Here is a 26,254-nt window from a genome sequence, read left to right as displayed (position 1 = left end):
CTTATTCTTTTGACTGATGTTTGGTGAAAGGGTGCGCGGATATCAATATAAGCCTTGGCCGATTGCTAAAATATCACACCGGGATTATCCGGTGTGATATAGACGTGATTAGCTCATTTAGAGGTTCGTTATATATTGGGGTCTTGCTGCTTGCATGGTAGAGCCATAGGGTTCTAATCTATTTTTTCGTTGGGTCGTTTATCGATATTCATATTTTGACGAATGCCGGACTCTGCTAGTACAGATAAGAAAAAGTCATTTGGTGTAAATTCCAATAGGGTTGCCAGGGTGTAGTCAGCATCTTTAAGGACATCTGGGCTGCCTATGCCTACAGCCGTCATACCATCAGCGGACTTAATTGCACTGACTCCTGCGGGCGCATCCTCAAAAGCAATGCAAAACTCTGGATCAATTCCTAGACCTTTGGCGGCGGCTAGGAATATATCTGGTGCAGGTTTAGGTGCAGATTTTTCTGGGTCTGCAATAACAGAAAAGTAACGGGATATTCCCAGGGCTTCCAATACCGCCGGCGCGTTTTTACTCGCTGAGGCGAGGCCAACCGGAATATGCTGAGAATTTAACCATGCGAGCAGTTTACCGGCGCCCGGTAACAAGTCTGCGGGAGAGAGGCTGCGAATTAATTCCTGGTAGCGGCTGTTTTTTCTAGCAGCCAGTGCGATTTTTGCTTCTTCAGTGTAATTGCTGCTTTTTTCCCCGAGAATCACCTCAAGAGAAGCCATTCTTTCCAGGCCCTTTAAGCGCTCTTCAGTATCCGCTGTCCAGGGAAGGTTGAGCCCTTCAGCCAGCTGTTGCCATGCGATCAGGTGGAGACGTGCGGTGTCTGCAATAACGCCGTCGAGATCAAAAATTGCTGCACGATAGATCATCAGGATACCTCCTCCATCGGTGCTATTTGAATGGTTTCTGTTTGCCCTGGTGTCTCCAGGAATAGAATTTGCTTGCCGTGATGAAGACTGAGCGCTTCACCTTTCACCAAGGTGTACCTGGCGCTGTAAGAATCGACATCGACTGCGATCGTGCGGCCACGGAATTGCAACCGGAAACGATAGCCGTCCATTCCATTGGGCAGATATGGATTGAAGTTGAGTTCATTGCCGTGCAGCCGCATGCCAGCAAATCCCTGGACCATACACATCCAGGTGCCCCCCATACAGGCAGTGTGTATACCGTGCTGGGTATTGTTGTGGTGGTTATCCAGATCCATTCGCGCAACTTGCTGGAAGTAGTTCAGCGCTTTATCCGGATACCCAACTTCACTGGCAATAATGCTGTGAATACAAGCGGATAAAGTGGAATCGTGCGTGGTGAGCGGTTCATAGAAGTCGAAATCCCGACGCTTCTGCTCAATTGAAAACTCTGAACTTTCCAGTAACAGGCCAAGAACGACATCCGCCTGCTTACAAACTTGGTGTCGATAGATCACCAGGGGATGATAGTGAAGTAACAGCGGGAATTGATCGGCTGGCGTTTCGGCAATATTCCAGCGGGGTTTGTTTAGAAAACTATCGTCCTGAGAATGTATACCCTGCTTTTCATCGTAGGGCAGATACATGCTTTCTGCGGCCTTGGCCCAGTTATCAATTTCCTGTTTGCCGAGTTGAATACGCTGGGTTAACTCATCGCACGCTGCAGGATCGAATGATTTTAACCACTGTAATACTTCAACAGCATATTCAAGATGGGCCTTGGCCATCAGGTTTGTGTAGAAATTATTGTCAACCAGGGCGGTGTATTCGTCTGGTCCGGTAACCTCATTGATACAGAACTGGTTGTCGCGAAGTGCGTTGAAGTGGCCAATCTCCAACCACATACGAGCGCCTTCTATCACGACTTCTGCGCCCTTGTTGCGCAGAAAATCGACATCACCGGTAACCCGGCAGTAATGTCGTACGGCGTAGGCAATATCCGCATTGATATGGTATTGCGCAGTGCCTGCCGGGTAATAGGCTGAGCACTCCTCACCGCCGATGGTGCGCCAGGGAAACAGTGCTCCCTTTTGAATCGACATCTCCCTCGCTCTTTTTCGTGCGGCATCGAGGATTGAGTAGCGGTATTCCAGTAGGCCGCGCGCTAATTCGGGTTGGGTGTAGAGGAAAAACGGTAGTACATAGATTTCTGTATCCCAGAAATAGTGGCCGTCATAGCCGTCACCGGAAAGTCCTTTGGCTGCAATATTGGTATTGCCATCCCGACCTAGGGATTGGAACAAGTGGTACTGGTTGAAACGTATTCCCTGCTGCAGGGCATCATTTCCACTGACCTGAATATCGGACTCAAGCCAGAAATTGTCCATTTGTATACGCTGGGTTTCGATATGGTCCGCAAAACTTTTAGCCGCACAGCGCTCCAGGTAATGATGCAATTCGCCTGCTGATATCGGCTCAGCATTTTGCTGTGCAAAGTAAGCGACGTACTTGGTTAGGCGAATAGGGGTGTTGCGGCGGGCAGCAAAGCGATAGTCAACCGAGACGCAGTCTTCACTGCGGAGGTTATTGGACGTGTAATCGCTGTCACTCTCACAAAGGTGCAGGGCTGCGCATCGTATAGAGAAGCCACTGCTCTTAACGGATAGAGGCAGGGCTAAATAACCATCTTCAGCTGTATTTTCCAGCCATTCGATATCTCCCCGGTCAATAGGGGAGGCTAGGCGTGGGTCCTCACTGCGTTCTGCTTGGGCAAGGTCACCATCAAGGCAGGATTGCAGGTGTACCTCTCCGTCAAAATTGATGGGTGTGAGTTCCAGTTGCAGAGCTAACAGGTTTTTCTCACTGAGGGAAACCAGGCGCTGCACTTTGAGTTCAATGGTTTTTCCTTTTGGGGAGCGCCAAGTGAGTTTTCTCTCGCTGATCCCCGCGGCCATGTCCAGGCGACGCTCGTAGTTGAGCAGCTCGCCTTGGGCGAGACTAAAGCGTTCTCCATCCAAGCTGATATAAATGGTCTTGCCGTCGGGAACCGTCAACATCCTCTGGTTGTTGCGCGCGTAGCCATAAGCAGACTCACCATAGGTGATAGGTTCGCTGGCGTAGACTCCATTCAGGTAACAACCATCCGTGAAGGGTTCTGGATCGAAACCCTCCTCAAAGGTACCGCGTAAGCCGATATAGCCATTACCGAGGGAGAATAGGGTGGCATTGAGGCTGTAATCTTCGGGCTGGAAGGTGTCCTCCACCAAGTCCCAGGGGTGGATCTTGTGTTTGATTTGTTGTTTTTGCTTCATACCACTTTCACTGGATTGGAGATTGGGTCCTAGGGCCGGGCCTGCTGGGCCTTCGGCAACTGGCATTCAGTCTATCCGTAGTTGATGTCTTTTTGCAATCGATTGCAAGTCTGGGGTTAAGCCTGACTGATACTAGAAGATAGACCTGATTTTCATCTCCGAAAAGTCTGTAAGCTACTGAAAAATAATGGTTATTTTCTTTTCCTGGGTCAATTGCCAGTTGTTTTGTGACTGATCGGCATAAGGCATTCCCAAATTTTTATTGGTTTTTATGCAAACGATTGCAAATTTTTGTCTGACTGATACATACTGGGTATCTTCAGGCATTGGGGAGAAGTCGCCTTTCTCCACAAAGTCTGGGTAAAAAATGTACAATAACAGGTTGGTACGGCTGACTGCCTAAACCACAGAGCCAGATAGAATCCACTATGAAGAATCAGCGCATACTCCTATCTCTATTCACTATCTACTTTGTCTTTGCCATTTTGTTGAACAGCGTGGGTACTGTGATCCTGCAGGTAATCAATACCTATGGGGTGAGTAAATCTGCTGCGAGTGTGCTGGAGGGGTTCAAGGATATCCCCATCGGTATAGTGTCTTTCCTGATTGCTTCCCAGCTTCCCCGATTGGGGTTTAAGCGGGCGATGCTGGCGGGGTTGGCAATCGTCACCCTGGCTTGTACAGCTATGCCCCTGTTACCCGGGTTTTGGACGGCGAAGTTACTGTTCTTGTCCGTGGGTGTTGCGTTCGCATTGGTAAAGGTTGCCGCATACTCCACCGTGGGATTGTTAGCGCAGGGCCGCAGCGCACATGCGAGCCTTCTAAACACCCTGGAGGGGGTGTTTATGGTGGGAGTTCTCAGTGGCTACTGGCTGTTTAGCGCTTTTATTGATTCATCGAACCAAGGGTCGACTGCCTGGCTCAATGTGTATTGGGTGCTGGCGGTGGTCTGTGTGATTGCATTTGTATTGCTCTGGTGCACAGAGTTGGATGAATCCGGGGCGCGAATCGAAGAGGCTAGCCCGAAACAGGACTTTATCGCGATGATAAAGTTGATGGCCAAACCTCTGGTATACATCTACGTGATCTCCGTATTTTTCTATGTATTGATTGAGCAGGGGATAGGAAGTTGGTTGCCGACCTTTAATAATGAAATTCTTAAGCTGCCGGCTGCAATGAGTGTTCAGGCTGCAAGTATCTTTGCCGCAGGGCTGGCGTTGGGGCGACTTGGTGCCGGTGTGATGATGCGCAAAGTACACTGGTACCCGATGCTGAATGTGTGCTTAGTTGCGATGGGATTACTGGTGGTCGTTAGCCTGCCCCTGGCGAGTAATATTGTGGCGAATCCCGATGTAAACTGGCTCAGTGCTCCAGTGGCGGCTTTTGTTTTACCGCTGATTGGCTTGTTTATGGCACCTGTGTATCCAGCTATCAATTCTGTGATGCTCAGTTCCTTGCCCACCCACCAGCACTCTGCAATGACAGGTTTACTGGTGATTTTTTCTGCGCTGGGCGGTACAACTGGCTCACTGATTACCGGGTCGGTTTTCGAGGCCTTTGATGGCCAGGTGGCTTTCTACTTATCCTTGGTACCCATCACAGTGATTCTGATTACCCTGTTCTTTTTCCGTCGCGCCGTAGAGCGGGGGGATGAGACGCTTGAGGCCTCAGCCCCCCTGGCTGGGTAGCAGGGTGGTTTTACAAACTTGGGCGACGGGCCTAAGATGGCATTTTTCCCGCGAACAAGGTGAAGTACGCCATGCCCAAGGGGTCCTCCTCTCCCGTTTCCATGTCCGATATTGCTCGGTTGGCGGGAGTTTCTGAATCTACTGTTTCGCGAGCGCTGAACGATAATCCATTGATTAACGAAAAGACTCGCGAGCGTATTCAAAAAATCGCGAGCTCCATGAATTACAAAATCAATGAGAGCGCGCGAAACTTACGCCTGCAACGCAGCCATACAATTTCGGTTGTGATTAATACGGGGCGCAGTGGCGGCCAGACATTTTCTGATCCATTTATGATCGATATGATCGGTTCAATTGCTGATCGCCTTGCGGTGCATAAATACGATTTACTGTTTTCCAGCAGTATTGCCAGCCGCTCGGATTGGCATTCTTATCTGATGAGTTCCAGGCGGGCTGATGGCGTTATTGTGATTGGCCAGGGGGTGGACGATACCCCACTTCGTGATCTGCAGCAGCAGGGGGACCCTCTTGTTGTCTGGGGAGGGACCTCAAGGCAGGGGGCCGAATATTGCATCGTCAGTAGTGACAATCAAATGGGCGGGCGTCAGGCCACCGAGCACTTAATGAGCTTGGGGCGGCGGCGAATACTCTTTCTCGGCGACACAGCTCACCCGGAGGTCAATGGGCGCTTTGAAGGTTACTGTGCCGCGCTCAATGAAGCTGATCTGTCTGGCACTACCAGGCAGTTGACCGCCGGTTTCTCCAGTGAAAGTGGTTATCAATCCATTATCGATCTGGTTGCGCAGGAAGGGCTTAGTTTTGATGGCATTTTCGCCGCCAGTGACAGTATCGCTATGGGGGCGATAAAAGCGCTACAGGCCCGTGGCTATAAGGTGCCGGAAGATGTCGGTATCGTTGGCTTTGACGATATTCCAATCGCCCCGTTTTTTACCCCCCCTCTGACAACCGTTCGTCAGAACATCCACCGAGGTGGTGAATTGATGGTGGAGAAAATGATGGAACTCCTCTCTGGAAAATCGGCGATGCCAGATGTACTACCTACCGAGCTGGTAGTGCGGGGTTCTTGTGGTGCCAATCCGGATTACCAGCCTGTAGAAGAGTTCTTTCAAGACACTTCAGGTGAGTGTTAGTCGCAGGCCCTCACCATTTTGTTTGCCAGCAGGGGCGTAGTTAGTGTCCCTGCCGTTTCCCGAGTTTGAGCCACACTTGTAAAATCGAACTCTGTGGCTGGACTCGAAACATGGCAGATGAGAAAACTAAACTGACCAGAATTCAGGTACTGGGACTGTTTGCCCTAAGCTTGGCAATTTTTCTGATCGGAAATGACCTCACTGCGTTTTCCGTAGCAATTCCAGCTATCGAAAAAGACTTCAACTCCAATATCACCACCACCCAATGGATTATCAACGGCTATACATTGGCTTTTGGGGTGCTGCTGATCTCGGGTGGGCGTTTGGCGGATATGTTTGGCCGGCGCAAAATCTTTTTCATCGGCATGGCCGCCTTTGCATTTTTCTCCCTCCTCGGTGGCATAGCTACCAATATTCCAATGCTGTTGGCGGCGCGGGGATTGATGGGGATCGGTAGTGCCCTTATGTGGCCGGCAATCCTGGGGCTGATCTACGGGATGTTGCCGGAGGATCGCTCGGGCTTTGCCGGGGGCTTGGTGATGGGCATGTGTGCCGCTGCGAATGCAATTGGTCCGGTATTGGGGGGCATTCTTACAGACTTACTGAGCTGGCGCTGGATTTTCTTTATTAACTTACCGGTGGCTGCATTGGCATTTTGGGTCTGCTGGAAGGTTATCCCGGATGACACACCGGAAAATGTCACTGAGCGTATTGATTACGGTGGTGTAATCACCCTGACCACATCGCTATTTTGCCTTCTGCTGGCGCTGGATTTAGTCGTGGATATCGGCTTTAAGAGCCCGGTGATTATTGTCTTGGCACTAGCCACCTTACTGTTTATGGGGGCGTTTATCCTGGTTGAGCGCCATGTGGGCAGAGATGCGTTAATTCCCGTAGATGTAGTAACGAATCACGGTTTCTTTGCCGCAGGTATAGCTACCTTGTTGCTGTCTGTGGTGTTCTTTGCCGCCCTTGTATACGTTCCCCAATACTTGAGTAAGGTCCATAATCACTCGGCGATGTATTCGGGAATGGGGCTACTTCCTATGATGGTCTCATTTGGTTTGGTGTCTTTTATTGCCGGTGGCCTCTACGAAACGCTCGGTGCAAAAACGATTGTCTCAGCGGGCACCATTGCCATGTGTATCGGTATGTTCATGCTTTCTCATTTGCATAAGGAAACAACTTTTTTGCAAATGGTACCGGGTCTGGTGGTTCTCGGGGCGGGTATTGGCCTGTTTTACTCTGCTATTACTACTGCCGCAATTACGGTTGTAGCGCCGGAGCGAGCGAGCTTGGCGGGAGCAATTCTCTATATGTTCCAGATTGGTGGGGGAGCAATAGGCTTGGGTATGAATACCACAATTGTGGCAATGGCTCCTGATATCTCTACGGGGATTGATCGCGCTTTTACGGTTAATGCCTATCTGGCGATGGTGGGGCTGGTAGTGTGCCTTTTGTTTGTTTCAGGGAAGCCAGCGGATAGGGCTCCCCTGTCTGAGAAATGATTTATTGCTCGCTTAAATTTCTATTTCCTAATTCTGCAAAATTTACGTTCGTGATGATGCCATCAGTATTGTAACTGAGAATCAATACTTTTTGATAAGAGACCGGTTGGAAAATAGCCTTATTGGTTTGGCTATACATATACACTTTGGCTTTCTCGGATTTATTGCTGATCAGTGGGTACTGATATTCGCCAGAGGGTTTGCCCAATAAATCCAGAGCTTCGAGAATACTGGTTTGGCCTTCGCTGATAAGTGGTACTTTTGACTCATCAAAATCGGTGGAATCTTCAGCGAGAGAGCTGACAAAATCCTGCCCAACCAATTTATCGTTATAAAAGTAGAAACCCTGGTTACGGGTACCGCTAATATTTTCGCTAACCGCCTTTTTGCCAGTAGTGGGATACGCATAAGCGAGTGTTAAAATTTGTTGATTGTTTTTTACAAATATGCCTTTTTCATAAGGCTTACCGAGCTTCTCTTTAATGGATTGCTCAGTATCCACACCTAACGCTACCTCTTTTTCTCCCAGGGGTTTTGTGCCAATGCCGGTACATCCGGATAGCACAAATAGGGAAAAAATAACCGTTACCAGTCCTTTCACTACAACCTCCTGCACTGTATCTTCCAGGTTCCCTGTGGCCTGAAATATTCGGCGCATCCTACAATTCGCATGTTTTAATTGCCAGTGATTTATAAAGATGATCGATGACCCGAGATTACACTGCTGTAGCATGAATTGAGTGGGTATAGAGAGGTGCACGAATTTAGGCATATCGTGCGCTTTTAGAAAATACAGCGTAGTGAATGACAGCAGAATAAGAGCTCAGTTCCTGATACTGCCCCATCATTCCATTATTTTTTTAAATAAAATTGATAGGCATTTTTTACCAGGACATTTTCTGCTTGTGCTTCATCGAGAGTGTCGCGAATTAACAAAATATCTTCAGGTTTGAAGGGGCGAGGTGCCCTGGTAGAGGGAAGATCGGAGCCAAACATCAGGCAATGTGGGTTGGCCTGATAGAGGTCGACAATTGCCGCTGCGGGGTCGAAATCCAGGCGGCCAAAGCCGCTCGCTTTTACCTTTACCCCTTTTTCTGCCAGTTTGAGCAAGATGGGAAAACCCTGCTTAGTGATTCCCATGTGATCGATAGATGCGGCTGGTAACGCGATCAATTTATTATAGAGAGGGGTCAATGCAGAGGATTCAACGTATAGTTCGACATGCCAGCCTGCCAAGTCAAAAACTCGCCGGGCAAGAGTATCGATAAAATCGATCTGCTCCGAGCCGCCCCGTACCAAATTAAAGCGCAGGGCTCTGACTCCATGCTTGTGGAGTGACAAAATGGTGGTGTCGGGAGTATTGGCGGATAGCTGTGTAACCCCAACATAGCTTTTGCCCAGCTTTTCCAGGGCATCAATAAGGTAGGTTTGATCCAGCTTCTGGAATGAGCCGGAAACTACAGCGCCTCCCACTAGCTGGTAGTTTTGTAACTTGAGTTGATAGTCGTCCACGGTAAATGTTGGAGGCAAATAGCCGTGATTTGGGAATAGGGGGAACTTGGGATTTATGATGTGGAAGTGACTATCAAAAAGTCTCTGTTTTTGCTGTTCCATAGTCAGGTGCACCGTGCTCGCTTAGATTTCCTGGATGACTCTCACTCGATCTGCAAGAGCGCGCTGTGAGACGGGAATATCCGGGGCGAATAGCTCCCAGGAGTGAATTACGCCAGGTCGAACGTGGAGCTCCGTGCTAACACCGGCATCGGTGAGTAATTGGGCGTATTGCATATCCTCATCGCGAAAAATATCTAGTTCGCCAACATCGATAAATGCTGGCGGTAGACCCTTGGCATCTTGCAGGCGGGCAGGGGCAGCATGAGGACTGACCGCAGGGCTGCCCACTTGATTACCCAGGTAAGCGGTCCAGCCGGTGAGATTATCTTCATAGGTCCAGATAATAAATGGCAATAACTCGGGATCGGGAGTAACCGTCCTGTCGTCCAGCATTGGGTATAACAATATCTGCCTTGCCAGGGACGGGCCTTTTTTGTCGCGAGCGACAATTGTCAGGGCTGCAGCCAGACCCCCTCCGGCACTATCTCCCATGATGCCAATTCGCGTGGGGTCAATGGAGAGTTCCTGTGAGTGCTGTACCAGCCAAATGAATGCCCGATAGCAATCATCAATCGGTATAGGGTAGGGGAACTCCGGAGCCTTTCGGTAATTTACTGATAAAAATGGCACGCCGCTGGCAGCTACATATTTGGCGATGACCAAGTCGTACCGTGAGATATCGTGGCAGATGAGCCCACCGCCATGAATGTAGAGAATAGCGGAGCCTGGCTTGCTATTCTCCTTTTGGTACCAGCGTAACTGGATCTCCTCTTGGTCTGAACTCTTTAGGGTAAAGTCCCGAAAAGAAACATCTGATGGAAAACTGCGACCCTGAAATAGTGCTTGAGTGACCACGGCTCCATTCTTACGGCGAGTATCCACATCCCCAATAGGCGCTTCTGCCAAGGTATCCAGCAAGTCGCCAAACTTGCCAAGGGCGCTTGAAAAGTCCGGGTCCAGGGAAAAGCTCATTGACGAGATCCTTATCGGAGTTCCTATCATCTAGTGGTCCATAGCTAGATATGGACCTTTGCTAAATGTGGACCTTCGGCAGCGAAATGCCAGTACTTTTAGCTGGGTTCTGCGACACCGCTTTCAGCCACCAAGGTCTGAATAGATGTTGTCGAAGCTGACTGCACCTCTGATTTGTTCTCGCTGTACCGCTCGGTCAGATAGTTACCCTGGCCACGCAACAAAATGGTGGTTTTTACCAGCTCTTCCAGAACGTCAATCACCCGGTCCCGGAATGGGGAATCCTTGAGGTGCCCTTGTTCATCGAATTCCTGCCAGGCCTTGGCAATAGAGGATTGGTTGGGAATCGTAAACATGCGCATCCAGCGGCCGAGAACCCTCAAATTGTTGACAGTATTGAATGACTGCGAGCCACCGGAAATCTGCATGACCGCCAGGGTTTTTCCCTGGGTTGCCCGGCTTGCAGATTGGTCCAGTGGTAGCCAGTCGATCTGATTCTTGAAAACGGCCGAGACATTTCCATGTATTTCCGGGCTAATCCACACTTGACCCTGGCTCCAAGAAGACCACTCGCGCAGCTGCTGCACTTTGGGGTGATCCTGACTGGTGCCGTCGTAAAGAGGGAGGTCGACAGGGTCAAACAAGCGAACCTCGGCACCAAAATGCTGCAAAATTTCAACAACCTGGTTGGCCAATAGGCGCGAAAAGGAGTTGGGTCTCAGGGATCCGTACAACACCAGAATCCTGGTAGGGTCACCATTGGGAGGGGAGTCCACCAAGCGATTAAGAATATTGATGGGGGTGTGGTTCGGTAGCATCATGAGTTACCTCCAAATTTCTATATTTCTATAATAGTCGAAATAATTGATTTGGCAACACTTTGCTCTTGAAGCTTGACCTAGCGCAAAGAGAGTCATTCACCTCCTCTTAGGGGGAAGAACTGGGCAGTCGAAAAATGTGGGGGCGGTAAGAAGTTCTGGAAGCCAAGGGGGGGGTGACTGGCTTCCATCACTGTAAATCCAGTAGTAGGTTGCAGGGGTATAAGGTGCCCCTGCTACGATCTTAGTTAGGCTCTTTTTTCATTTCGAGAAAATCAATCCCATCCTCTTTGGCACCTTCCTCAAGAGCATATTTACCTGACTCAAGGTCACTAGCAAATTGAGAATACATATTAGTGATGGATGGGCTGCGTAAGAAAGCTGATTTGTAGTCGTACTCAAGCAGAACAATTTGCCCATTGCTACCATTCTTATCTGCTTCTAGGTCAACATAGAGCGTACATGTACTGCAATCATCACCGATCGGTATTCGTTTAGTGCTGAAATCAAAAGAATCTGACTTAATTCCGGGGTCTGCATGTTTTAATGGCAGCTTTCCATAGTGAAGCTGTAGTTCAATATTGGTAATCACATCAGAGATAGGAAGAAATTGAAGCCCATAGACTAAGTTAGCAATAGCATTTGATTTTATGCCATTATGAATTTTATAAAGCTCATATAAATCGCGGGGTAGTTTATAACCAATAACGGACTCTAGCTTTGCTATTTCGGTTCCAGTAGCGGGCGGATTTAAAGCATCATAGATTTGTGGGGCATTCTTTTTTAACCAGATATGAATACGGGACCATGATTTTGATAGTGTTTCTGATGACATAAACTCTTTGTATCATAAGGTAAAAACAGCATAAAAAGGATAACATATTTTCTTTGTTTAAAGTCGGATTCAATAGAGACTTTCTTTTTAAGTGTACTCAAGTGTGCTCATACTCAGAGAATAGTTACTTACTTATTTCTCTTTGCTCGATCACCTCAATATTGAACCTCTCTGATAAGGTTGGTTCTTCAAAGTACTTATTAACTTGTTTGAAGGTCTCAGGGGTATCAAAGGCGGCTCGTTCTGGATGTGATTTTTGCCTTTGGGCAATTTGCTGTAAACATAATTTATCATCGGCTTTAAGATAGATTAATTGATGGGGAAAGAGGTTATCCAGAAATATCTCTTTGAACCAAGATCTTTGTTTTCTTGTATTGCCGGGAAAATCCAGTACTACCGAGATGCCACTCCTCAAGATATCCTGAGTATGTGACTTGATCATTGGTTTTAATCTTGCAGAATACTCTATGTAAGTGGAGAGTGAGGAGATCTCATGGGGATATAAATTAGACAGCCACTCATCTTCGGAAATAAGAATAGCTCCTGTAGTTTGTGCTATCTCCGCAGCTTTTGTACTTTTTCCTGCGCCCATCTTTCCACAAAATAAAAAGAGCATTCCGTTTTCTTTCACAGTTCTTCCCATTAATCTGATTAGAGAAAGTTTCGACTATGGGAAAATAATGCCTGAAACTTTATGCTTGGTAAATAGTGGCAAAGGGAGCTCATGAAGTGGCGATTTAGCTAAGCATCAGGGAAATACCAGACTTGCGGTGGCCGAATATGCTTGAGGCCATCTAGACGGTTAGTATTTAAGACGTGGGAATCTTTACTGCCTTAGATACTTATATTCAGCCCAAAGGTGAGCCTGATATAGGTATTTCGTCTCTATGCAACAAGATACCGATTAACTGCGGCATTTGACAAACACCATTGAGTTTAACCAGCTTTGATCGGCATCAAAATCTTTTATCAGGGGGGCTTCAGTAACGCCTGTAAATTTTCTTAACCCATGAGAAATCATATAGCTTGGTATATAGGATGGCGGCTTTGCAGCTGTCAAATAGTTACAAACTTCCAGCTTCCTTGCGCCGCCCTGATCAAGAGAGTTAATGCTGGCGAATAGTTTTTTTCGATCTCCCTCTGGCATCGAATTAAATTTTTTGTTGAAAATCACTCTTAATACATTGTGCCCGGTTTTGTCGCTAACCCTCTGTGTGTCGAAATAAGCAAAGGCACTGGCAACCATTAACAACTCAGCTGCCTCATCAAATTTGGATTGTTCGGTACATGTTTTGGCGGCAGCAGTAATATCTGTCGGTGTATGGGTAGATAGTACTGATGTGGCACTGATACATCCGAGAGGCGAAGTGGCTTGACTATCCTTACTGACATAGTTGTTGGCTTGCGCGCCTAAAACAAATGCGGCGAGTAGAAGAGCAAGAATTGGAGGCAGGATTTTGCTCATGATTCGAATTTCCTTTCCTTAGTGCCTCCTTAATCATAGACGTCGAAGTGCCAGTATTATCTCAACCACCTGAGAAATTTATTAGCCAGTTAGTGTAGATTTTAGTGAGATTTGTTTAAAAATCTGAATTGGAGATGTCTAGGGCTAATTTCCTGCCAATGGGGGAAGAAGTGTGCTTTCATGCCGTTGAAGTACAGGAGACTTCAGTTAAAGCGTGCCGCTTGCAATTCTCTGGTGCTAAGCGGCACCTAGTAGCCATCAGCTCTTACAGAGTCAGATTTGTCGCAATTGCTATTAAGTTAGTTGAGAAATTACTCTGTGTTGGGTTGTGATTCTTGAGAAGCTTGGAATAGTGATTTTATCAGATTCTTGGTGATTTCTTTTTGGTGTTCAGCTCTCAGGTTCTTCATGTACGCAGACTCGTCGGGAACAACTATTTCAGGCAGTATTTCTTTCACTGCTGAGTCGCCATTCCATTCTACGGTCGCTCTGCTGTCGAAGCTGGTTCTGAACTTAATATATTTATCCTTATCGACAAATACATAGCTATTTGAGAAGTATTCAGCATCGTTTCTGTTGGTAAGTGTGAAAGATGACTTTTTTCCAGAATATAGCTTTTCACCGATTTTAAAACTGAAGTTTTCAATAGTCTCTGGCGATCTTGACTTGTAATGCCCTTGCTCTATAGCAAAGTCAACTTCATCTATAATATCGCCCATTTCAATGGAGATGATTTCATCTGTATTTTCCCATGTGATACTATCGATAGGGTATATATAGACATTGATAATATCGGTAGGATACTGCTTATTATCGTACTTTAGGGCAATTCCCAGCATGGGTTCATCGAAGGTGCTGCTTTCGGTGAGTACAAAGTTATCTGTTTCTTCTGGGGTGATCAGGTCTTGCTGATAATTGCTTGCATTTTGCGGTCGCATAGATCCACATGAGGCGATAAGAATACTACTCAGTATGATAAGTGCCTTGCTTTTCATTCTCTCTCCTTGATAAGGCTGCTTTCTTGGGGCGGAAATTATAAGTTTCTATTTGTTCTATGAATCTAATATTTCAATAAGCCTACCACTCCTTGGGTGCTCAATTCATTGTTTGGTAAGTATAAATATCTAAGTTGTATTCTTCTTATATCTGAATCCGGCTTAGCTTTAAATCAACTCTACGCTTTAAGGAGAAGATTTCTTGTCGTCTATTTTTTTATCGATGTTAGCTGATGAGTGTGATGCTGACTCTTTTAAGGTTTGTCCCAATTATATTTTGAAACTATCAATAATCTGAAAAGATGAATTAGATGCCCAAACTCTGCTCCTAAACCAGAAGATTTAACGTGCGTGATATTACTTCCAAGGTTGTGATTGAACCCTAAATACTGGAGGGACATTTGGTCTGTCATTTATGTTGGCCCTGTTACAAATGGGCAGATATTTACATAACTGCCTTAAGCTCGTAACTGATTGGTCATGCTCTGTAGCTACTATTTGCGCCCCCCGCTAGCGGGTAGTTTTATGAATGTTTAATTCGGAGATGGATGTTTGTCAGTACTGAAAAGTGCGCAAATTATGAAAATGTAAAGTAGGGTAAATGACTAAAATTGACCAGTCAGTACTGTTGTAATTTAGCGGTTCACGACAGGCGTGTACGCTTGTTCCAATTAGTCAATTCAACTGAGGGGAAATACTTACTGGGATTTTTATTTTAGCGGTAACTATCAAGATACTTATCAGGAAAAGAATAATGCATAAAACAATTGGTTTGGTATCAAGTTTGCTTTTGAGTTTTTCGATGTCTGTTGTCGGCGAAATTGATGCTAGCGATGATAAAGTGAAGCGCCTGGATTTACAGGGGCAGATTGATACAAAGGCTCCCTTATCAAAGACCTTGTGGGCGGGAGCGCATAATGCCTATGCATCCTATCAGTGGGATCAGGGTGTATATACCGATGTAAACCAGTGGTACGCGCCGGAGAAATTATTCAGTCGGGGAATACGTCTGGCCGAATATGATACTTACCCTGCTTCCAATTTCAGCTCAACACCGCACCTGTGTCATATGGGCCTGGAAGAGGCCACTATGTGTATTTATATGTTTGGCACAGCTGCAACGCTGGGGGATGGGCTGGATGAGATTAAGGATTTTCTTGAAGATAATAACGATGAAGTCATATTCCTAAAGTTTGAGGCTTACGATTCTGATTACCACCAGAACTTCCGCAATAAGATTGGTGAGAAAATTGAAAGCAGGTTGGGGGATCTGGTATTTAAGCCTACCGACTGGGGCTATACAGAAGATGATTGCGCCTCCCTGCCGGCGCAAACACTGACTAAACAGGATGTGTTGGATGCGGGACGCAACGTTATCCTATTTATTCAGGTGCCCAGAGAGTATCCGCACACTGGTGATAACAATCTGTGTGATTACCATGACGAGTCAAACACATCGAAATTCAGACGTAATGTCTGGATCGGTGTGGATGAAATGGATGCATCTGGAAACCTCACTTCTAATGAGCCACTTGCACAAAATTCCAGCCAGCTAACAGCAGATATCGATGGTAATGCCAGCGCAACCAGCCACTACAACAATGGGAATCTAAGTGTCGCCCTGGATGCAACAACGGAATATAGCAAGGATGACATCAAGTATTCCGGCAGTGAGATCCTGGAGAAAGCAGTATCTGGGTATAACATGCTTGAGTTGGCGCTGGTGGAGGCCAATGCGACCACTATAGGTGCTTCTAAAGCTCCCCAGATTGAAGATTTTACGTGGTCTTGGCGGAATGACTCTCCCAGTGGCAACAATAGTTGCGCCTGGTTAAGTAATGACGGAGAAATTCGTGACTATAGCTGTAGTACGGAGCGAGTGTTTGCCTGTGTGGACGATGAGCGAAACTGGCACATCAGCAGTGCATCGGGAACCTGGAGTGAAGGTTACTCCGCCTGTGAAGCTGATGGCTACCGCTATGGAATGCCTTATAACGCTTTGGAAAATGCCGCGCTCTATGCCAAGAGGAATTCAGAAGGTGTAACTACCTCGGTTTGGGTGAATTACTACGAACCATTTGGTGGGTTCTGGATCGCCAACCAAGATAGTTACTCGGATTTTGGCTACATCAAAAAAGATGCCGTCGGTGGTACCGGAGGCGATGCGTTTGATTCAATCGACCTGGTAAAACGTAAACTGCTCGGCAGCGGTACTATGAATCTGAAATCTGTCCAGATTCGTTCTGGTGGACGAGTTGATGGTTTGAAAGCTTGCTATGAATTTAAGCAGTCCCTAAGCCATGCCGCAGCCAGTGATCATGAATACTGTATTGAATATGGTGATGGAGATGGGGGCTCGATGGGGAGTGTACTGAGTTTCAACTCCGCCAGCAGCGAGTATTTGGATGACGTTAAAATTTGTGTCGACGATGAAAAGCATGATACGGGTAGTGTTTACTACCTTAAATTGACGTCGAGCAATGGCTCATCTATTTCCGGGGGGACTCAGCAGGGGACTTGTACAACTTATTCTTCCACTTCATCCCAGCAAATTTTTGCTTTCCACGGGCGCCACGGTGATGAAATCGATGCTTTGGGCGTGCACAAGTTGTCCAACAGCTTGGTAAATCCAGGGTACTACGCAACCGAGTGGCTGGACCTGGATGATCCCTCCTCAGGTGGCATTGATTATGAGAGCTTTAACGAACACAAGTCAGCGGGAAACATCAGCAATAGCTGTGCTGTCAGTGATGTTGCTGGTATTGAGGCAAGGGTTGTTGATACGAAGTTGGATTATTCCTTAACCGGCGAAAGCATGCATATAGGCGATATCGGCACTAATTACCGCTTCTTTTGTGCAACAGAGGATTGTAGTGACTACGAAGTAAAGTATTTCTTCTCTAACGCAGCCTGCCTACCTTAACGACTCACAATATCCCGGCGGTGAATATGCTGCCGGGATTCCTCTTACTACTCGCTCACTAAAGGAAGCTCTCTCGGCTGAATACGGGGATTTCGCCTATAGTCGAACTCAAGCAATGTGCGGTATCAATCGGCAGAGCGAAGCCCATGAAATATGACGAGATACATGAGGATCATGCTGATCCCCTGATCAACCAATTACATCGAGCAATAAAATATGCCGTTAAATTTCTCGCCATTCTTATGGTGTTGGTCATATTCTGGACCATTGCAGATGTCGTCTATGTGCTTTATGAAAGGCTTATGGAGACGCCATTCCTATTGCTGGATATGGAAGATATCCTCGAGACTTTTGGGGCCTTTCTCGCCGTTCTTATTGCCATTGAAATTTTCACCAATATCCGACTCTACCTGGGTACAAATGTGATACCGGTGCAATTGGTATTAGCTACAGCCTTAATGGCTGTAGCTCGGAAGGTTATTGTGCTCGACTTGAAATTTGTTAATGCAGAGCAAATAGTCGGTATTGCTCTGGTGACTATCGCCCTGGGAGTTTCCTACTGGCTGGTGAGGGAAAAAAGTAATAAACCTGGTTAGTACTTGTGATTTTTTGTCCTTGATAATGCTCACTTTATGATTTTATTTTTTGTATTTATACAGTTGGCCAAAATAGAATCATATCGTTAACTGCATTAATAGCTACTTACAATAGTTAGCCTGAACTAAGAGAGCCGGGCATTTGGCTGAGTGCCAAACCCACGATAAACCTTATTAATGAATAGGTCTTTCTGCTTCAACCGCACAAGGTGGTTGCAGGTTGTTACTGCGAAAGGTAGCTGCACTAATCCTTGCTTCTGGCCAATGGGAACTAGTGCCATTAGTGGGTTTCGTTTATAGCTTTTGGTACTTTTTCCTTTTCTATTTCTGGCGATGGCCTTTGCCAGGTATTCACCTTGCTGAGAGGCGAGGTAGCCCAGTTTGGCCTCACCAATATCTGCAATGTCTCCGAGTGCATACAAGCTCGGTTCGTCAATAACTTGAAGTCTGTTATCGACTTTCACAAATCCCCGCTCATTAAGGATATGCGCTAAGTGCGGTTTAAGGTAATCATTGTTGGGTAGCACACCAGTCGCTTCAAAAACCAGGTCTGCATCGCTGGCTTGGCCGCTGTTGAGATCGATATAGCAGCCATTCTGATATTGGTAGCGGCTGTTAAACTGAATTTCTACACCTAAATTCTCTAATTGTCTCTGGGCTTTGATCTGTGCTTTAGGCTTGAAGTTGTCCAATAAGACCTCTTTATTGTGTGCCAGAATTACTTGAGTTCTCGGCATAGCGTGTGCGATCTCTCCCGCCAATTCGACTCCAACGACCCCTCCACCTATCACCATGACTTTCCTTGCTTGTTTCAGTCGCTGATGCTCGTTCAACAGTTCTTGGTTTCTGGATTGAATATCCATTGCGCAAAGGGATTTGGCCATTGGCATACTCGGATATCGGGTGCCGGAGGCGAGTATGGCACTGTTGAAATGTAACTCTGTTCCATCTGCCAAACGCGCTGATTTCGCAGACATTTCCATTACATCTCCCTGAATGAAGCGGCCATAGAAAAAGTCCCTGTAGTACTTGCGCGCTTGATTCCCGGTACTGGATGGATCGGTTACATTGCGCAAGGTGGTAAAAGTGACTTCAAAATAATCTTTTTTGTCTACCAGAATGGTATGGAGCCCATGTCTTTCCAGTGCTTGCGCGACAGACACACCGGCGAAACCACCGCCTACTATCAATACTTCCGCTTTAATTACCATATTTTTCAACCGTTGGAGGGTGTACAGGTCATTTGAATCCATTTTATGGTGTAGCGAATATGCTGTGAATGTGTGATTATGAGACTCTAGTGTGCATATTTGCACATGCTGAGCATGGGGGGCTTGAGGTAAATAATGGATAAATGGACTGAGTTAAGGACCGCTTATAAGCTGGCCACTCTGAGTGCAACGGCCCAGGAGATTGGTATTCATAGGTCCACCGTGATGCGCCATATTAATGTACTGGAGGAGAGCCTTGGGGTTGTACTATTTCAGCGCAATGACAAAGGCTATATTCCAACGGAGGCGGGGCTGGAGGTTATGCGACTGGGAGCGGTCACGGACAGCCATTTTTCTCAGTTGTCCTCGCGGTTGCAAAGCAAAGAGCAGAATTTGCAAGGCAACCTCACCATCACCTCTGTCGGCGAATTGGTAGACCTGTTGATGCCGCTCATTAGGCAGTACCAGGCCCAGCACCCAGGTATGCTTGTCAATTTAATCGGGGACCTGCGCAATTTTAACCTGGAGTACGGTGAAGCTGATATTGCAATTCGTGTCGGTGAGAAACCAACGACACCCGATAATATCGTGCTGCCATTTTTCACTACAGAGTTCGTTTTCTATGCTCACAAATCCTATATTGAAGAGTATGGGCTTCCCGATAAAAGTAATCTTCAAGAGCACAGGTTTTTGGCTCTAGGTGATCGCCCGTTACACTTTGACTGGAATGAATGGATTTATAATCATATTCCCGATCAAAATATTGTGCTGATTGCTTCCAGTCAGCAAATTCTTAACCCGGCAGTGCTTTCAGGCTGCGGTATTGGCGCCATGCCGAGAATCCTGGCTAAAAAATTTGAAGATATTATTGAGATTCCTACGCCTGAAAGCTGGCAAGTCTCAACTTGGATACTTGTTCATCGCGATATGTTTAACATGCCAAAAATCCGTGAGTTTCTTAGCATCTTAAAGCTCTGGCGAAAATGAACAATACCAAGCGCCAGCCCAGAGAAAATCATAATAGCGGCCATTAACTTTTCTGAACCAATCGATTCGCCAGTTAATAACCAACTGAAAAAGAGTCCAAAAACGGGGCAGAGTAAACCTAAAGGCGCAACAGTAGACAGCGGGTACTTAACGATTAACCGGTTCCAGAACCAGTATCCCAGCAGAGTGGTTGGGTAGGCCTGAAACAATATGGAGAAAATCAACTTTCCATTAAGGCTGTTTTGAATTTCATAAAATATTTCCGCACCATTTTTAATATAGGTAGCAGCGAACAGTGGTAACGGTGCAAATAATAGCCCCCAGACAATAAAGCTAAATACTTGCTGTGTGCCACTGGCCTTTACAATGAGCCCACTGATGCTCCAGCTGGTAGCCGCTATTAGGATAAGTGCAATACTGATAAGGGGCACAGTGCCATCTTCAACCATCAAACTTAGCAACAGCCCTCCCAAGGCAAGTAGAGCCCCAAGAGCTTTCTGCGGGATAATCTTTTCTTTCAGGAATACCCAGCCGAATAGTAAGCTAATCGCAACATTTACTTGCAAAAGAAGTGAGGCCATTCCCGCAGAGAGTCCACTAGAGATTGCCCAGGTGGCCATCCCCCAAACCCCACAGCCAAAAGTCAGGCTGTAGGCCAGAACGTACTTCCAGCTGACTGTCGGTCTGGAAACGAAAAGCACTGCCGGAAAGGCGGCCAAAGAAAAGCGTAAAGCCACCAGAAGGAGTGGGTCCAGATCTTCCGTTCCCATCTGAATAACAATGAAGTTGAACCCCCACATTGCCATTAGTAGCACACCAAGTAATAAATCCGAGTACCGCATCAGCCCCTCCAATTTGTCTCGGGGCTAACTATCCAAGAAATGAAAAAAGGTATACAGATACAATTTTTGTATAAAATAGGTATACAGTTTGGGCGGAGACGGAATCGGAGAGGGGATAGGTGCGGTATAAAGAGCTTGCCGAACGCTGTATAGAGGATATTCAGTCAGGGAGAATACCAAGCGGTCATAAACTGCCGTCCCTCAGGCGGTTCGCTGCACAAAACGAAGTGAGCCTGACAACAGCCCAAAGCACCTACTACTTGCTGGAGGAGCTCGGCTGGGCGAAGGTTCGACCGCAATCTGGATTCTTTGCTTCAGTTCCTCCCAGCAGTAACCCGCCTCCCATAATGCCCGCATTCACCTGCCGAACAACAGATCCAGTAAATCACGATTGCTATTTCCGTGGGTTGGGAACAGGGCCATTGGGTGTTGCGTCTTTATCCCCAGATCTATTGCCGTTAGATTCCCTGGAGCGCAGTATGCGGCGGGCAACCCGAGAGGCTGGCGCCAGTATGCATGGCTATCCGGTTTCCTCAGGGGAGCCGCTTCTACGCAGTGCGCTTAGCGCACACTTTGCCAGTTATGATTTGCATTTCTCTGCCAATGAATTAGTAGTGACGAATGGTTGTATGGATGCCGTCCGCACGGCGATTGCCATTACGACTAAGCCCGGTGAAGCTGTTGCGATCAGTTCTCCTTGTTACAACGGTCTTCTTAATCTGTTGGCGTTGATGGGACGAAAAGTCGTTGAGATACCGACTGTTGAAAACGGCTTAGACCTCGCACAGCTAGAGCGCTATATGCAGCAGGGATTGGTCCAGGCGGGTCTTTTTAGTAGCAGTCACATGAATCCTACGGGCGTGTCCCTGAGCTCTGAGCAGAAAGAGAACCTGGCCGCACTGGCTGGTAAATATCGGGTTCCAATTGTCGAGGATGATGTGTATTTGGAACTCGGATTTCAAAGAAGTCTGCCCATGCCCGTGCGCTACTGGGACCGGAGCGGGTATGTGCTGTGGTGTGGCTCTATCTCCAAGACACTGAGCGCAGGCTATCGCCTGGGGTGGTGCTTACCAGGAGGGTATCTAAAACAATATGAACACTATCGATCTATCGAAAGTTTTGGTGTGAACTTGCCCGTCCAATTAGCGGTAGCCGATTTCATCGGTACCAACCAATACTCCCGTCATGTGCAGGGACTCAGGCAAAAGCTTGCCTTCCAGGTCGCATCCTATCGCAACTACTTAAGTTCAAACTTGCCCGATGAATCGCGTATCAGTGACCCCCATGGAGGAATGGTGATTTGGTTGCAGATCCCAGGGTTGGACAGCCGGAGTCTTTGCCGTATGGCTTCCGAAGAAAATATAGCCTTGTTGGGCGGTGCAGATTTCAGCACGCTTGATCTCTACGGTGATTGTGTGCGGGTGAATTGTGGTTGGCCGCTTGAAAGTAAAGATGGAGGGAAGACTGAGGCCGGATTTCAGCTGGAACGTTTTATCGAGTTAACTCACGGATGCCGATAATTAATATTATTCAGATATTCACAACCTTGGAAGAAGGTACCTGAACTTTCATATCGTTACACTGCTTTTGATAGTTATTTTTCCTCTGCTAGAATCCGCGTCCCTTTTAGGATGATTGTTCACGGAGGACATCTAATGAAAACTCTTGCCACTTTTACAGCAGCGATTGCTATTGCCGGTGCGGTTCCCGCTCAAGCAGAACAGACTTTTGAACTGCCTAAGTTTAGTCAGTGTTCTGTAGCAGCTTCTGCAAGCAATACTAATGATCGCGAGGTTTATCGCATCTTTTCAGATTTCTATTATGAAATAGAAGACTCTCGAGAGTATGCAGTTAAGGCTGTGCAATACTGGGCTGAAAGCTTTGCAGAAGACTGTGCTGGCGAGACAAGTCAAGTCAGCCTGGATATGGTTCAGTGTGATAATTTTATTGGCGGTGCGCCGGTTTGCAGAATAGAAAGTGATGAAGGTGACTACGTCATTGTGAAAGACTATGTTGATTCAACCAACGTAGTACTCTCTCAACATGACCAACAGAATTGGCCAGGAATACACTCTTCGAATGATCAGGAAACGCTGTGGATGGCCAGGCCTGAACTTTGCTATAGCGAGCTTCTGGAAGGCGGCGGTGACTCTCAAGCATATTACTTGGACACCTACAGCTATCGCTACTTTGGTGATTACCGCTATGTATTGGCAAGGGGCAGCCGAGACTTGGTGCAAACTCTTGAAAGCCAATACAGTCAGTGTGAATACGACACTTCGGGAATCGAAGCCTATAAAATGCAGTGTTCTGAGACTTCCCAGGGGACGAAGGTGTGCGCAACTGCACATACTGGCGCCGGCTATTTCGTATTCGTGAGTGACGATCATCACGGCATGCACGTTATTTTCAACCGCTGGGACTGATTACACTATTAGTCCACTTATACAGCGCCTCCCTGTAAGGGGAGGCTCCTGATTGCGAACCCTAATTAGCTTGCTCTATACAGTGCGCAGAGCTTATTGCCAGCAGGGTCTCGTAAGTAGGCGAGGTAGATTGGGCCTACGGCGCTATCCCGTACGCCTGGGGGCTCTTCGCAGCTGGTACCACCGTTGGCAATACCTGCAGCATGCCAGGCATCAACCTCTTCAGAACTGTTTACTGTAAAGCCAATAGTGCTGCCGTTGCCATGGCTTGCGGGCTCCCCATTGATGGGTTTGGTGATGGCAAAAATACCGTTGTCATTAAAATAGAAGCAGCGGCCACGATCATCAATAGTGCCGGGTTTGTAACCCAATATTCCGAAAGTGGAATCGTAAAATACCTTTGATTCCTCGATATCGTTGGCCCCGACCATAATATGACTAAACATTGATGTCACCTTAAATTAATTTTAGGGTAGTTGTGCGTGAAAGATTGTATACCAATACTATTAAACATCAATGAATAATCATTCACTCATTGCCTGATAGAATTGTTCGTATATCCGTTACCTCCAGGCTGTACCTCTCAGGGTGTGTGGACTGGTGCAGCTTTCTATCTATTGCGGTTTATATATGAGATGCCTCACAGATATATTAAATATTGTGCGATTCAATGATCATTAATATTTATTTTAAATTCTGTTGTTGATAATAATGTGGTGGCTAATTCGGGTGATATCGGATTTCTTATCGATATTTTTTTGCTTGACTGACTGGTGTTTGTTTTTTGTTCTGCTTGATAGATTGTATTTTCTGGTTTGGTTTATTTTTATTGTGGTATATAGGTTGATAGTGTGAATTTTAAGGGGTTAAAATTCTGGAGGTTTGATTTGATAAAAAATAATAAATGGTTTTCGCTTAAAGGTTTACTTTGGGTGTAAATTGCGCCAATTATTTCATTAAAAAATTTAATTTTATGGTCAGGTTAAGCTGTCGGCCGTATTTTTTAGGGATAAAAAATGAAGCGTCGAGATCTATTAAAGGCTGCAGGTGTAATGTCTGCATCACCGCTTATGGGAGTGGCATCAGCTAAGGCTGGAACAAGTAATGCTTTGGATGGCTCTAGTTTCCCAGAGTCAATAATGGTTGGTGATCTATCAGATTCCTCCGGAGTGCTCAGTGTAATACAGGGAATCTTACCCGATGATGTTATTGGCCATCTTCTTATGGCTGAGGGTATTCCACTGGCGTCCAACCATCTTACACCTAATGGAAAGGGAGCTTTGACCCGGCTCGACTTTACTGGGCGGAGCAATAACAGTGAAGTTCCCTATACCCGAAAAATGATACGTACCGCGTCTGCGATAATGCAGGAGCAGGATTTAACAGGCTTTGATAAATTCAATTTGTTAGGTGGGACAATATACTCAAGCCCGAATCTGGGATTTATGAACTACTGCAATACGGCCCCCAACTATATGGGAGATAACCGTTTTGCAATGAGTTATGAAGGGGGTATGCCCTATGAGTTTGATGCTACAACTCTAGAGATGGTAACCCCTATTGGAGAAGTGAATGAATGGAAGTCGAGCTTACCTCCGCTGCTTGAAAATCTAACCCCAGAAAAGTGGCTATTTCCCCAGGTTCGGACCACCGGTCACCCTTTCTTTGATCTGGAAACAGGTAACTGTATCACCATCAACTATGGTGGAAATATTGGTGATTCTGGTAGCTCAGGATTTATTCGATTAATTCGCTGGGATCGAGAGGGTGCATTTGAAAGTTGGAAAATTCGGGATCGCCAGGGTAACAACGCCTATATTGCTGCAAGCTCACACTCTCTTGGAGTAACGCGAAATCATATCATTGTCTTTGAAACTGCAGCGAGAGTTGAATCTACCCGAATTATTGGAACACGAATTGTTCTGCCTCAAGAACACCGGACCCGGTGTTGGGTTATTCGGAAGGCCGATATGGTGCCGGGTGCTGATACTATTATCGCAGATTACCTGGAGCTCGGCTTTGATACTTCGGACATTGTCTGCAACTACGATGACAATGCGGGTGAGATTACCCTGTATGGCCAATATATGGGGGCAATGGATAAATCTGAGCAGTTATTCCGCTTTGAAATCCTGCAGAAGGGAGGTTTGGTACCCAAGTGGTTGTCCGGATACCCTGCAGCACCGCTGGATGTTGGAGGTTTGGTACGTGCCCGGATTCGAGTTAACTCAAATTCAGCTATTGAGATAAAAGAAGATTACCGGGTTATTCGGGATGATGCGCTTTCCTGGGATATGAATGATCCGGCTTACCGTGGGCACTTCCAGTTCCCTGAAACCTTTGAGCACCTTTATTGGGCTGCTGTGGGTTACAGGCCTGACCATATATCTATGCGGGTTTCCTGGGCATATCGCGATTATCCTGAGCGCCACTACGGCTATTGGAATATGCCTGAAGAAAGTCGTCCCTCTGCCTTGATTCATATGGACTGCGTCAATATGAAAATTGCGGATGCCTTTCAGTTCCCAGAAGATTGCGTAATGCGTACACCGCAATTTATGGCCCGCCCGGGCTCCACGGCCCAGAACGACGGTTATGTGATTGCAGCAGTTGTACGCAAATATCCAACGACATCCGATTCCAATGGTAAAGAGTTTTGGATTTTTGATGCGGCACGTCTCAGCGGTGGGCCAATTTGTATCCTAGCTAACCGATCACTGGAATTTGCAACCACGAATCATGCACTGTGGGTGCCATCCATTGGTCGTCGCCCTTTATCGGCCTACCGGTCAAATTACGCTGATTTTCTTCGCAGTAAGGCGCCTGATCACAGCAGTAATGTTCGGGACATCATCGATGGGGAGCTACTTCCCCGTTTTGGTTGATTTATCCAGTCTAAGTTAATGCAATAAAGGGAATTTAGGTATGTGTGCAGAAATAATAACCAAATCCAAACATTTATTGAGGTGGTGTAAAAAAGCTCTT

Annotated in this window: 23 protein-coding genes; 9 read left to right on the top strand and 14 right to left on the bottom strand. The window is 46.7% G+C overall.

Annotated features, from left to right (window positions below; all coding sequences use genetic code 11):
• Nucleotides 1–173 precede the first annotated feature (173 nt).
• The 3 genes from pgmB to ACJJIY_RS18970 form a co-directional block, all read right to left on the bottom strand.
• Nucleotides 174–887 carry a beta-phosphoglucomutase gene (pgmB, locus tag ACJJIY_RS18980; protein ID WP_445358617.1) on the bottom strand — a complete coding sequence of 238 codons (714 nt, stop codon included), beginning with the start codon at nucleotides 885–887 and terminating at the stop codon, nucleotides 174–176.
• A complete protein-coding gene (locus ACJJIY_RS18975; protein ID WP_445358616.1) occupies nucleotides 887–3,304 on the bottom strand; it encodes a glycoside hydrolase family 65 protein in 2,418 nt (805 codons plus the stop codon). The genes pgmB and ACJJIY_RS18975 overlap by 1 nt, the downstream gene beginning before the upstream one ends.
• 108 nt (nucleotides 3,305–3,412) lie before the next feature.
• Nucleotides 3,413–3,565 (bottom strand): hypothetical protein, encoded by a 153-nt coding sequence (locus tag ACJJIY_RS18970; protein WP_445358615.1) that lies wholly within the window; start codon nucleotides 3,563–3,565, stop codon nucleotides 3,413–3,415.
• 101 nt (nucleotides 3,566–3,666) lie between these two features.
• Here ACJJIY_RS18970 and ACJJIY_RS18965 point away from each other — a divergent pair, with 101 nt between their 5' ends.
• The 3 genes from ACJJIY_RS18965 to ACJJIY_RS18955 all read left to right on the top strand — a co-directional run bounded on the left by ACJJIY_RS18965 (nucleotide 3,667) and on the right by ACJJIY_RS18955 (nucleotide 7,585).
• Entirely contained in the window at nucleotides 3,667–4,926 is a 1,260-nt protein-coding gene (locus ACJJIY_RS18965; protein WP_445358614.1) for an MFS transporter, read from the top strand.
• A 71-nt stretch (nucleotides 4,927–4,997) separates the two neighbouring features.
• A complete protein-coding gene (locus ACJJIY_RS18960; RefSeq protein WP_445358613.1) occupies nucleotides 4,998–6,077 on the top strand; it encodes a LacI family DNA-binding transcriptional regulator in 1,080 nt (359 codons plus the stop codon).
• 110 nt (nucleotides 6,078–6,187) lie between these two features.
• Nucleotides 6,188–7,585, top strand: a complete 1,398-nt coding sequence (locus tag ACJJIY_RS18955; protein ID WP_445358612.1) for an MFS transporter — start codon at nucleotides 6,188–6,190, stop codon at nucleotides 7,583–7,585.
• Between the two features lies 1 nt (nucleotide 7,586).
• Here the strand turns inward: ACJJIY_RS18955 and ACJJIY_RS18950 are convergent, their stop codons facing one another.
• The 8 genes from ACJJIY_RS18950 to ACJJIY_RS18915 form a co-directional block, all read right to left on the bottom strand.
• Entirely contained in the window at nucleotides 7,587–8,087 is a 501-nt protein-coding gene (locus ACJJIY_RS18950; RefSeq protein WP_445358611.1) for a hypothetical protein, read from the bottom strand.
• A gap of 350 nt (nucleotides 8,088–8,437) precedes the next feature.
• Nucleotides 8,438–9,199 (bottom strand): amidohydrolase family protein, encoded by a 762-nt coding sequence (locus tag ACJJIY_RS18945; protein WP_445358610.1) that lies wholly within the window; start codon nucleotides 9,197–9,199, stop codon nucleotides 8,438–8,440.
• 21 nt (nucleotides 9,200–9,220) lie between these two features.
• A complete protein-coding gene (locus tag ACJJIY_RS18940) occupies nucleotides 9,221–10,171 on the bottom strand; it encodes an alpha/beta hydrolase (RefSeq protein ID WP_444905654.1) in 951 nt (316 codons plus the stop codon).
• A 98-nt stretch (nucleotides 10,172–10,269) separates the two neighbouring features.
• Nucleotides 10,270–10,992 carry an arsenical resistance protein ArsH gene (gene arsH, locus ACJJIY_RS18935; protein WP_445358609.1) on the bottom strand — a complete coding sequence of 241 codons (723 nt, stop codon included), beginning with the start codon at nucleotides 10,990–10,992 and terminating at the stop codon, nucleotides 10,270–10,272.
• A gap of 241 nt (nucleotides 10,993–11,233) precedes the next feature.
• Nucleotides 11,234–11,824, bottom strand: coding sequence for an SMI1/KNR4 family protein (locus ACJJIY_RS18930; protein ID WP_445358608.1), 591 nt, complete (start codon nucleotides 11,822–11,824; stop codon nucleotides 11,234–11,236).
• A gap of 124 nt (nucleotides 11,825–11,948) precedes the next feature.
• Nucleotides 11,949–12,455, bottom strand: a complete 507-nt coding sequence (locus ACJJIY_RS18925) for a P-loop nucleotide/nucleoside kinase family protein (protein WP_445358607.1) — start codon at nucleotides 12,453–12,455, stop codon at nucleotides 11,949–11,951.
• Between the two features lie 273 nt (nucleotides 12,456–12,728).
• Nucleotides 12,729–13,289 (bottom strand): hypothetical protein, encoded by a 561-nt coding sequence (locus tag ACJJIY_RS18920; RefSeq protein ID WP_444905652.1) that lies wholly within the window; start codon nucleotides 13,287–13,289, stop codon nucleotides 12,729–12,731.
• A 311-nt stretch (nucleotides 13,290–13,600) separates the two neighbouring features.
• Nucleotides 13,601–14,284 (bottom strand): hypothetical protein, encoded by a 684-nt coding sequence (locus ACJJIY_RS18915; protein WP_445358606.1) that lies wholly within the window; start codon nucleotides 14,282–14,284, stop codon nucleotides 13,601–13,603.
• 754 nt (nucleotides 14,285–15,038) lie between these two features.
• On the opposite strand from ACJJIY_RS18915, the gene ACJJIY_RS18910 reads away from it, so the two are divergent.
• Both ACJJIY_RS18910 and ACJJIY_RS18905 read left to right on the top strand, forming a co-directional pair.
• Nucleotides 15,039–17,207, top strand: coding sequence for a jacalin-like lectin (locus tag ACJJIY_RS18910; RefSeq protein ID WP_445358605.1), 2,169 nt, complete (start codon nucleotides 15,039–15,041; stop codon nucleotides 17,205–17,207).
• A gap of 146 nt (nucleotides 17,208–17,353) precedes the next feature.
• Nucleotides 17,354–17,803, top strand: coding sequence for a phosphate-starvation-inducible PsiE family protein (locus ACJJIY_RS18905; protein WP_413665304.1), 450 nt, complete (start codon nucleotides 17,354–17,356; stop codon nucleotides 17,801–17,803).
• A gap of 125 nt (nucleotides 17,804–17,928) precedes the next feature.
• Here the strand turns inward: ACJJIY_RS18905 and ACJJIY_RS18900 are convergent, their stop codons facing one another.
• On the bottom strand, nucleotides 17,929–19,014 hold the full coding sequence (locus ACJJIY_RS18900) for an NAD(P)/FAD-dependent oxidoreductase (RefSeq protein ID WP_445358604.1): 1,086 nt from the start codon (nucleotides 19,012–19,014) through the stop codon (nucleotides 17,929–17,931).
• A gap of 135 nt (nucleotides 19,015–19,149) precedes the next feature.
• Between ACJJIY_RS18900 and ACJJIY_RS18895 the strand changes: the two genes are divergently transcribed.
• Nucleotides 19,150–20,001: a LysR family transcriptional regulator gene (locus tag ACJJIY_RS18895; protein ID WP_445358603.1), complete on the top strand. Its 852-nt coding sequence runs from the start codon at nucleotides 19,150–19,152 to the stop codon at nucleotides 19,999–20,001.
• Here ACJJIY_RS18895 and ACJJIY_RS18890 read toward each other — a convergent pair.
• Complete coding sequence (locus tag ACJJIY_RS18890; RefSeq protein WP_445358602.1) at nucleotides 19,932–20,843, bottom strand: EamA family transporter; 912 nt, start codon at nucleotides 20,841–20,843, stop codon at nucleotides 19,932–19,934. The two genes, ACJJIY_RS18895 and ACJJIY_RS18890, sit on opposite strands and share 70 nt — an antisense overlap.
• Before the next feature lie 119 nt (nucleotides 20,844–20,962).
• Here ACJJIY_RS18890 and ACJJIY_RS18885 point away from each other — a divergent pair, with 119 nt between their 5' ends.
• Both ACJJIY_RS18885 and ACJJIY_RS18880 read left to right on the top strand, forming a co-directional pair.
• The gene (locus ACJJIY_RS18885) at nucleotides 20,963–22,363 is read left to right on the top strand and encodes an aminotransferase-like domain-containing protein (RefSeq protein ID WP_445358601.1); all 1,401 of its coding nucleotides are present in this window, start codon (nucleotides 20,963–20,965) and stop codon (nucleotides 22,361–22,363) included.
• Between the two features lie 135 nt (nucleotides 22,364–22,498).
• Nucleotides 22,499–23,269, top strand: a complete 771-nt coding sequence (locus tag ACJJIY_RS18880) for a hypothetical protein (RefSeq protein ID WP_444913442.1) — start codon at nucleotides 22,499–22,501, stop codon at nucleotides 23,267–23,269.
• 65 nt (nucleotides 23,270–23,334) lie between these two features.
• Here ACJJIY_RS18880 and ACJJIY_RS18875 read toward each other — a convergent pair whose 3' ends face one another.
• Nucleotides 23,335–23,715, bottom strand: a complete 381-nt coding sequence (locus tag ACJJIY_RS18875; protein ID WP_413665310.1) for a VOC family protein — start codon at nucleotides 23,713–23,715, stop codon at nucleotides 23,335–23,337.
• Nucleotides 23,716–24,285: 570 nt separating this feature from the next.
• Between ACJJIY_RS18875 and ACJJIY_RS18870 the strand changes: the two genes are divergently transcribed.
• Nucleotides 24,286–26,154 carry a carotenoid oxygenase family protein gene (locus ACJJIY_RS18870; RefSeq protein WP_444913443.1) on the top strand — a complete coding sequence of 623 codons (1,869 nt, stop codon included), beginning with the start codon at nucleotides 24,286–24,288 and terminating at the stop codon, nucleotides 26,152–26,154.
• The last annotated feature ends 100 nt before the right edge of the window (nucleotides 26,155–26,254 follow it).

The sequence above is a fragment of the Microbulbifer maximicatervae (SeqCode) genome (assembly GCF_052468155.1).
Note: the sequence above shows the minus strand (reverse complement) of the source record. Positions and strands in the feature narration are given on the sequence as shown.

Bases quoted from the DNA above. Each gene is read 5' to 3' on its own strand.
- pgmB (WP_445358617.1), bottom strand. From the start codon at position 887: ATGATCTATCGTGCAGCAATTTTTGATCTCGACGGCGTTATTGCAGAC.
- ACJJIY_RS18975 (WP_445358616.1), bottom strand. From the start codon at position 3,304: ATGCCAGTTGCCGAAGGCCCAGCAGGCCCGGCCCTAGGACCCAATCTC.
- ACJJIY_RS18970 (WP_445358615.1), bottom strand. From the start codon at position 3,565: ATGCCTGAAGATACCCAGTATGTATCAGTCAGACAAAAATTTGCAATC.
- ACJJIY_RS18965 (WP_445358614.1), top strand. From the start codon at position 3,667: ATGAAGAATCAGCGCATACTCCTATCTCTATTCACTATCTACTTTGTC.
- ACJJIY_RS18960 (WP_445358613.1), top strand. From the start codon at position 4,998: ATGCCCAAGGGGTCCTCCTCTCCCGTTTCCATGTCCGATATTGCTCGG.
- ACJJIY_RS18955 (WP_445358612.1), top strand. From the start codon at position 6,188: ATGGCAGATGAGAAAACTAAACTGACCAGAATTCAGGTACTGGGACTG.
- ACJJIY_RS18945 (WP_445358610.1), bottom strand. From the start codon at position 9,199: ATGGAACAGCAAAAACAGAGACTTTTTGATAGTCACTTCCACATCATA.
- ACJJIY_RS18940 (WP_444905654.1), bottom strand. From the start codon at position 10,171: ATGAGCTTTTCCCTGGACCCGGACTTTTCAAGCGCCCTTGGCAAGTTT.
- arsH (WP_445358609.1), bottom strand. From the start codon at position 10,992: ATGATGCTACCGAACCACACCCCCATCAATATTCTTAATCGCTTGGTG.
- ACJJIY_RS18930 (WP_445358608.1), bottom strand. From the start codon at position 11,824: ATGTCATCAGAAACACTATCAAAATCATGGTCCCGTATTCATATCTGG.
- ACJJIY_RS18920 (WP_444905652.1), bottom strand. From the start codon at position 13,289: ATGAGCAAAATCCTGCCTCCAATTCTTGCTCTTCTACTCGCCGCATTT.
- ACJJIY_RS18915 (WP_445358606.1), bottom strand. From the start codon at position 14,284: ATGAAAAGCAAGGCACTTATCATACTGAGTAGTATTCTTATCGCCTCA.
- ACJJIY_RS18910 (WP_445358605.1), top strand. From the start codon at position 15,039: ATGCATAAAACAATTGGTTTGGTATCAAGTTTGCTTTTGAGTTTTTCG.
- ACJJIY_RS18905 (WP_413665304.1), top strand. From the start codon at position 17,354: ATGAAATATGACGAGATACATGAGGATCATGCTGATCCCCTGATCAAC.
- ACJJIY_RS18900 (WP_445358604.1), bottom strand. From the start codon at position 19,014: ATGGTAATTAAAGCGGAAGTATTGATAGTAGGCGGTGGTTTCGCCGGT.
- ACJJIY_RS18895 (WP_445358603.1), top strand. From the start codon at position 19,150: ATGGATAAATGGACTGAGTTAAGGACCGCTTATAAGCTGGCCACTCTG.
- ACJJIY_RS18890 (WP_445358602.1), bottom strand. From the start codon at position 20,843: ATGCGGTACTCGGATTTATTACTTGGTGTGCTACTAATGGCAATGTGG.
- ACJJIY_RS18880 (WP_444913442.1), top strand. From the start codon at position 22,499: ATGAAAACTCTTGCCACTTTTACAGCAGCGATTGCTATTGCCGGTGCG.
- ACJJIY_RS18875 (WP_413665310.1), bottom strand. From the start codon at position 23,715: ATGTTTAGTCATATTATGGTCGGGGCCAACGATATCGAGGAATCAAAG.
- ACJJIY_RS18870 (WP_444913443.1), top strand. From the start codon at position 24,286: ATGAAGCGTCGAGATCTATTAAAGGCTGCAGGTGTAATGTCTGCATCA.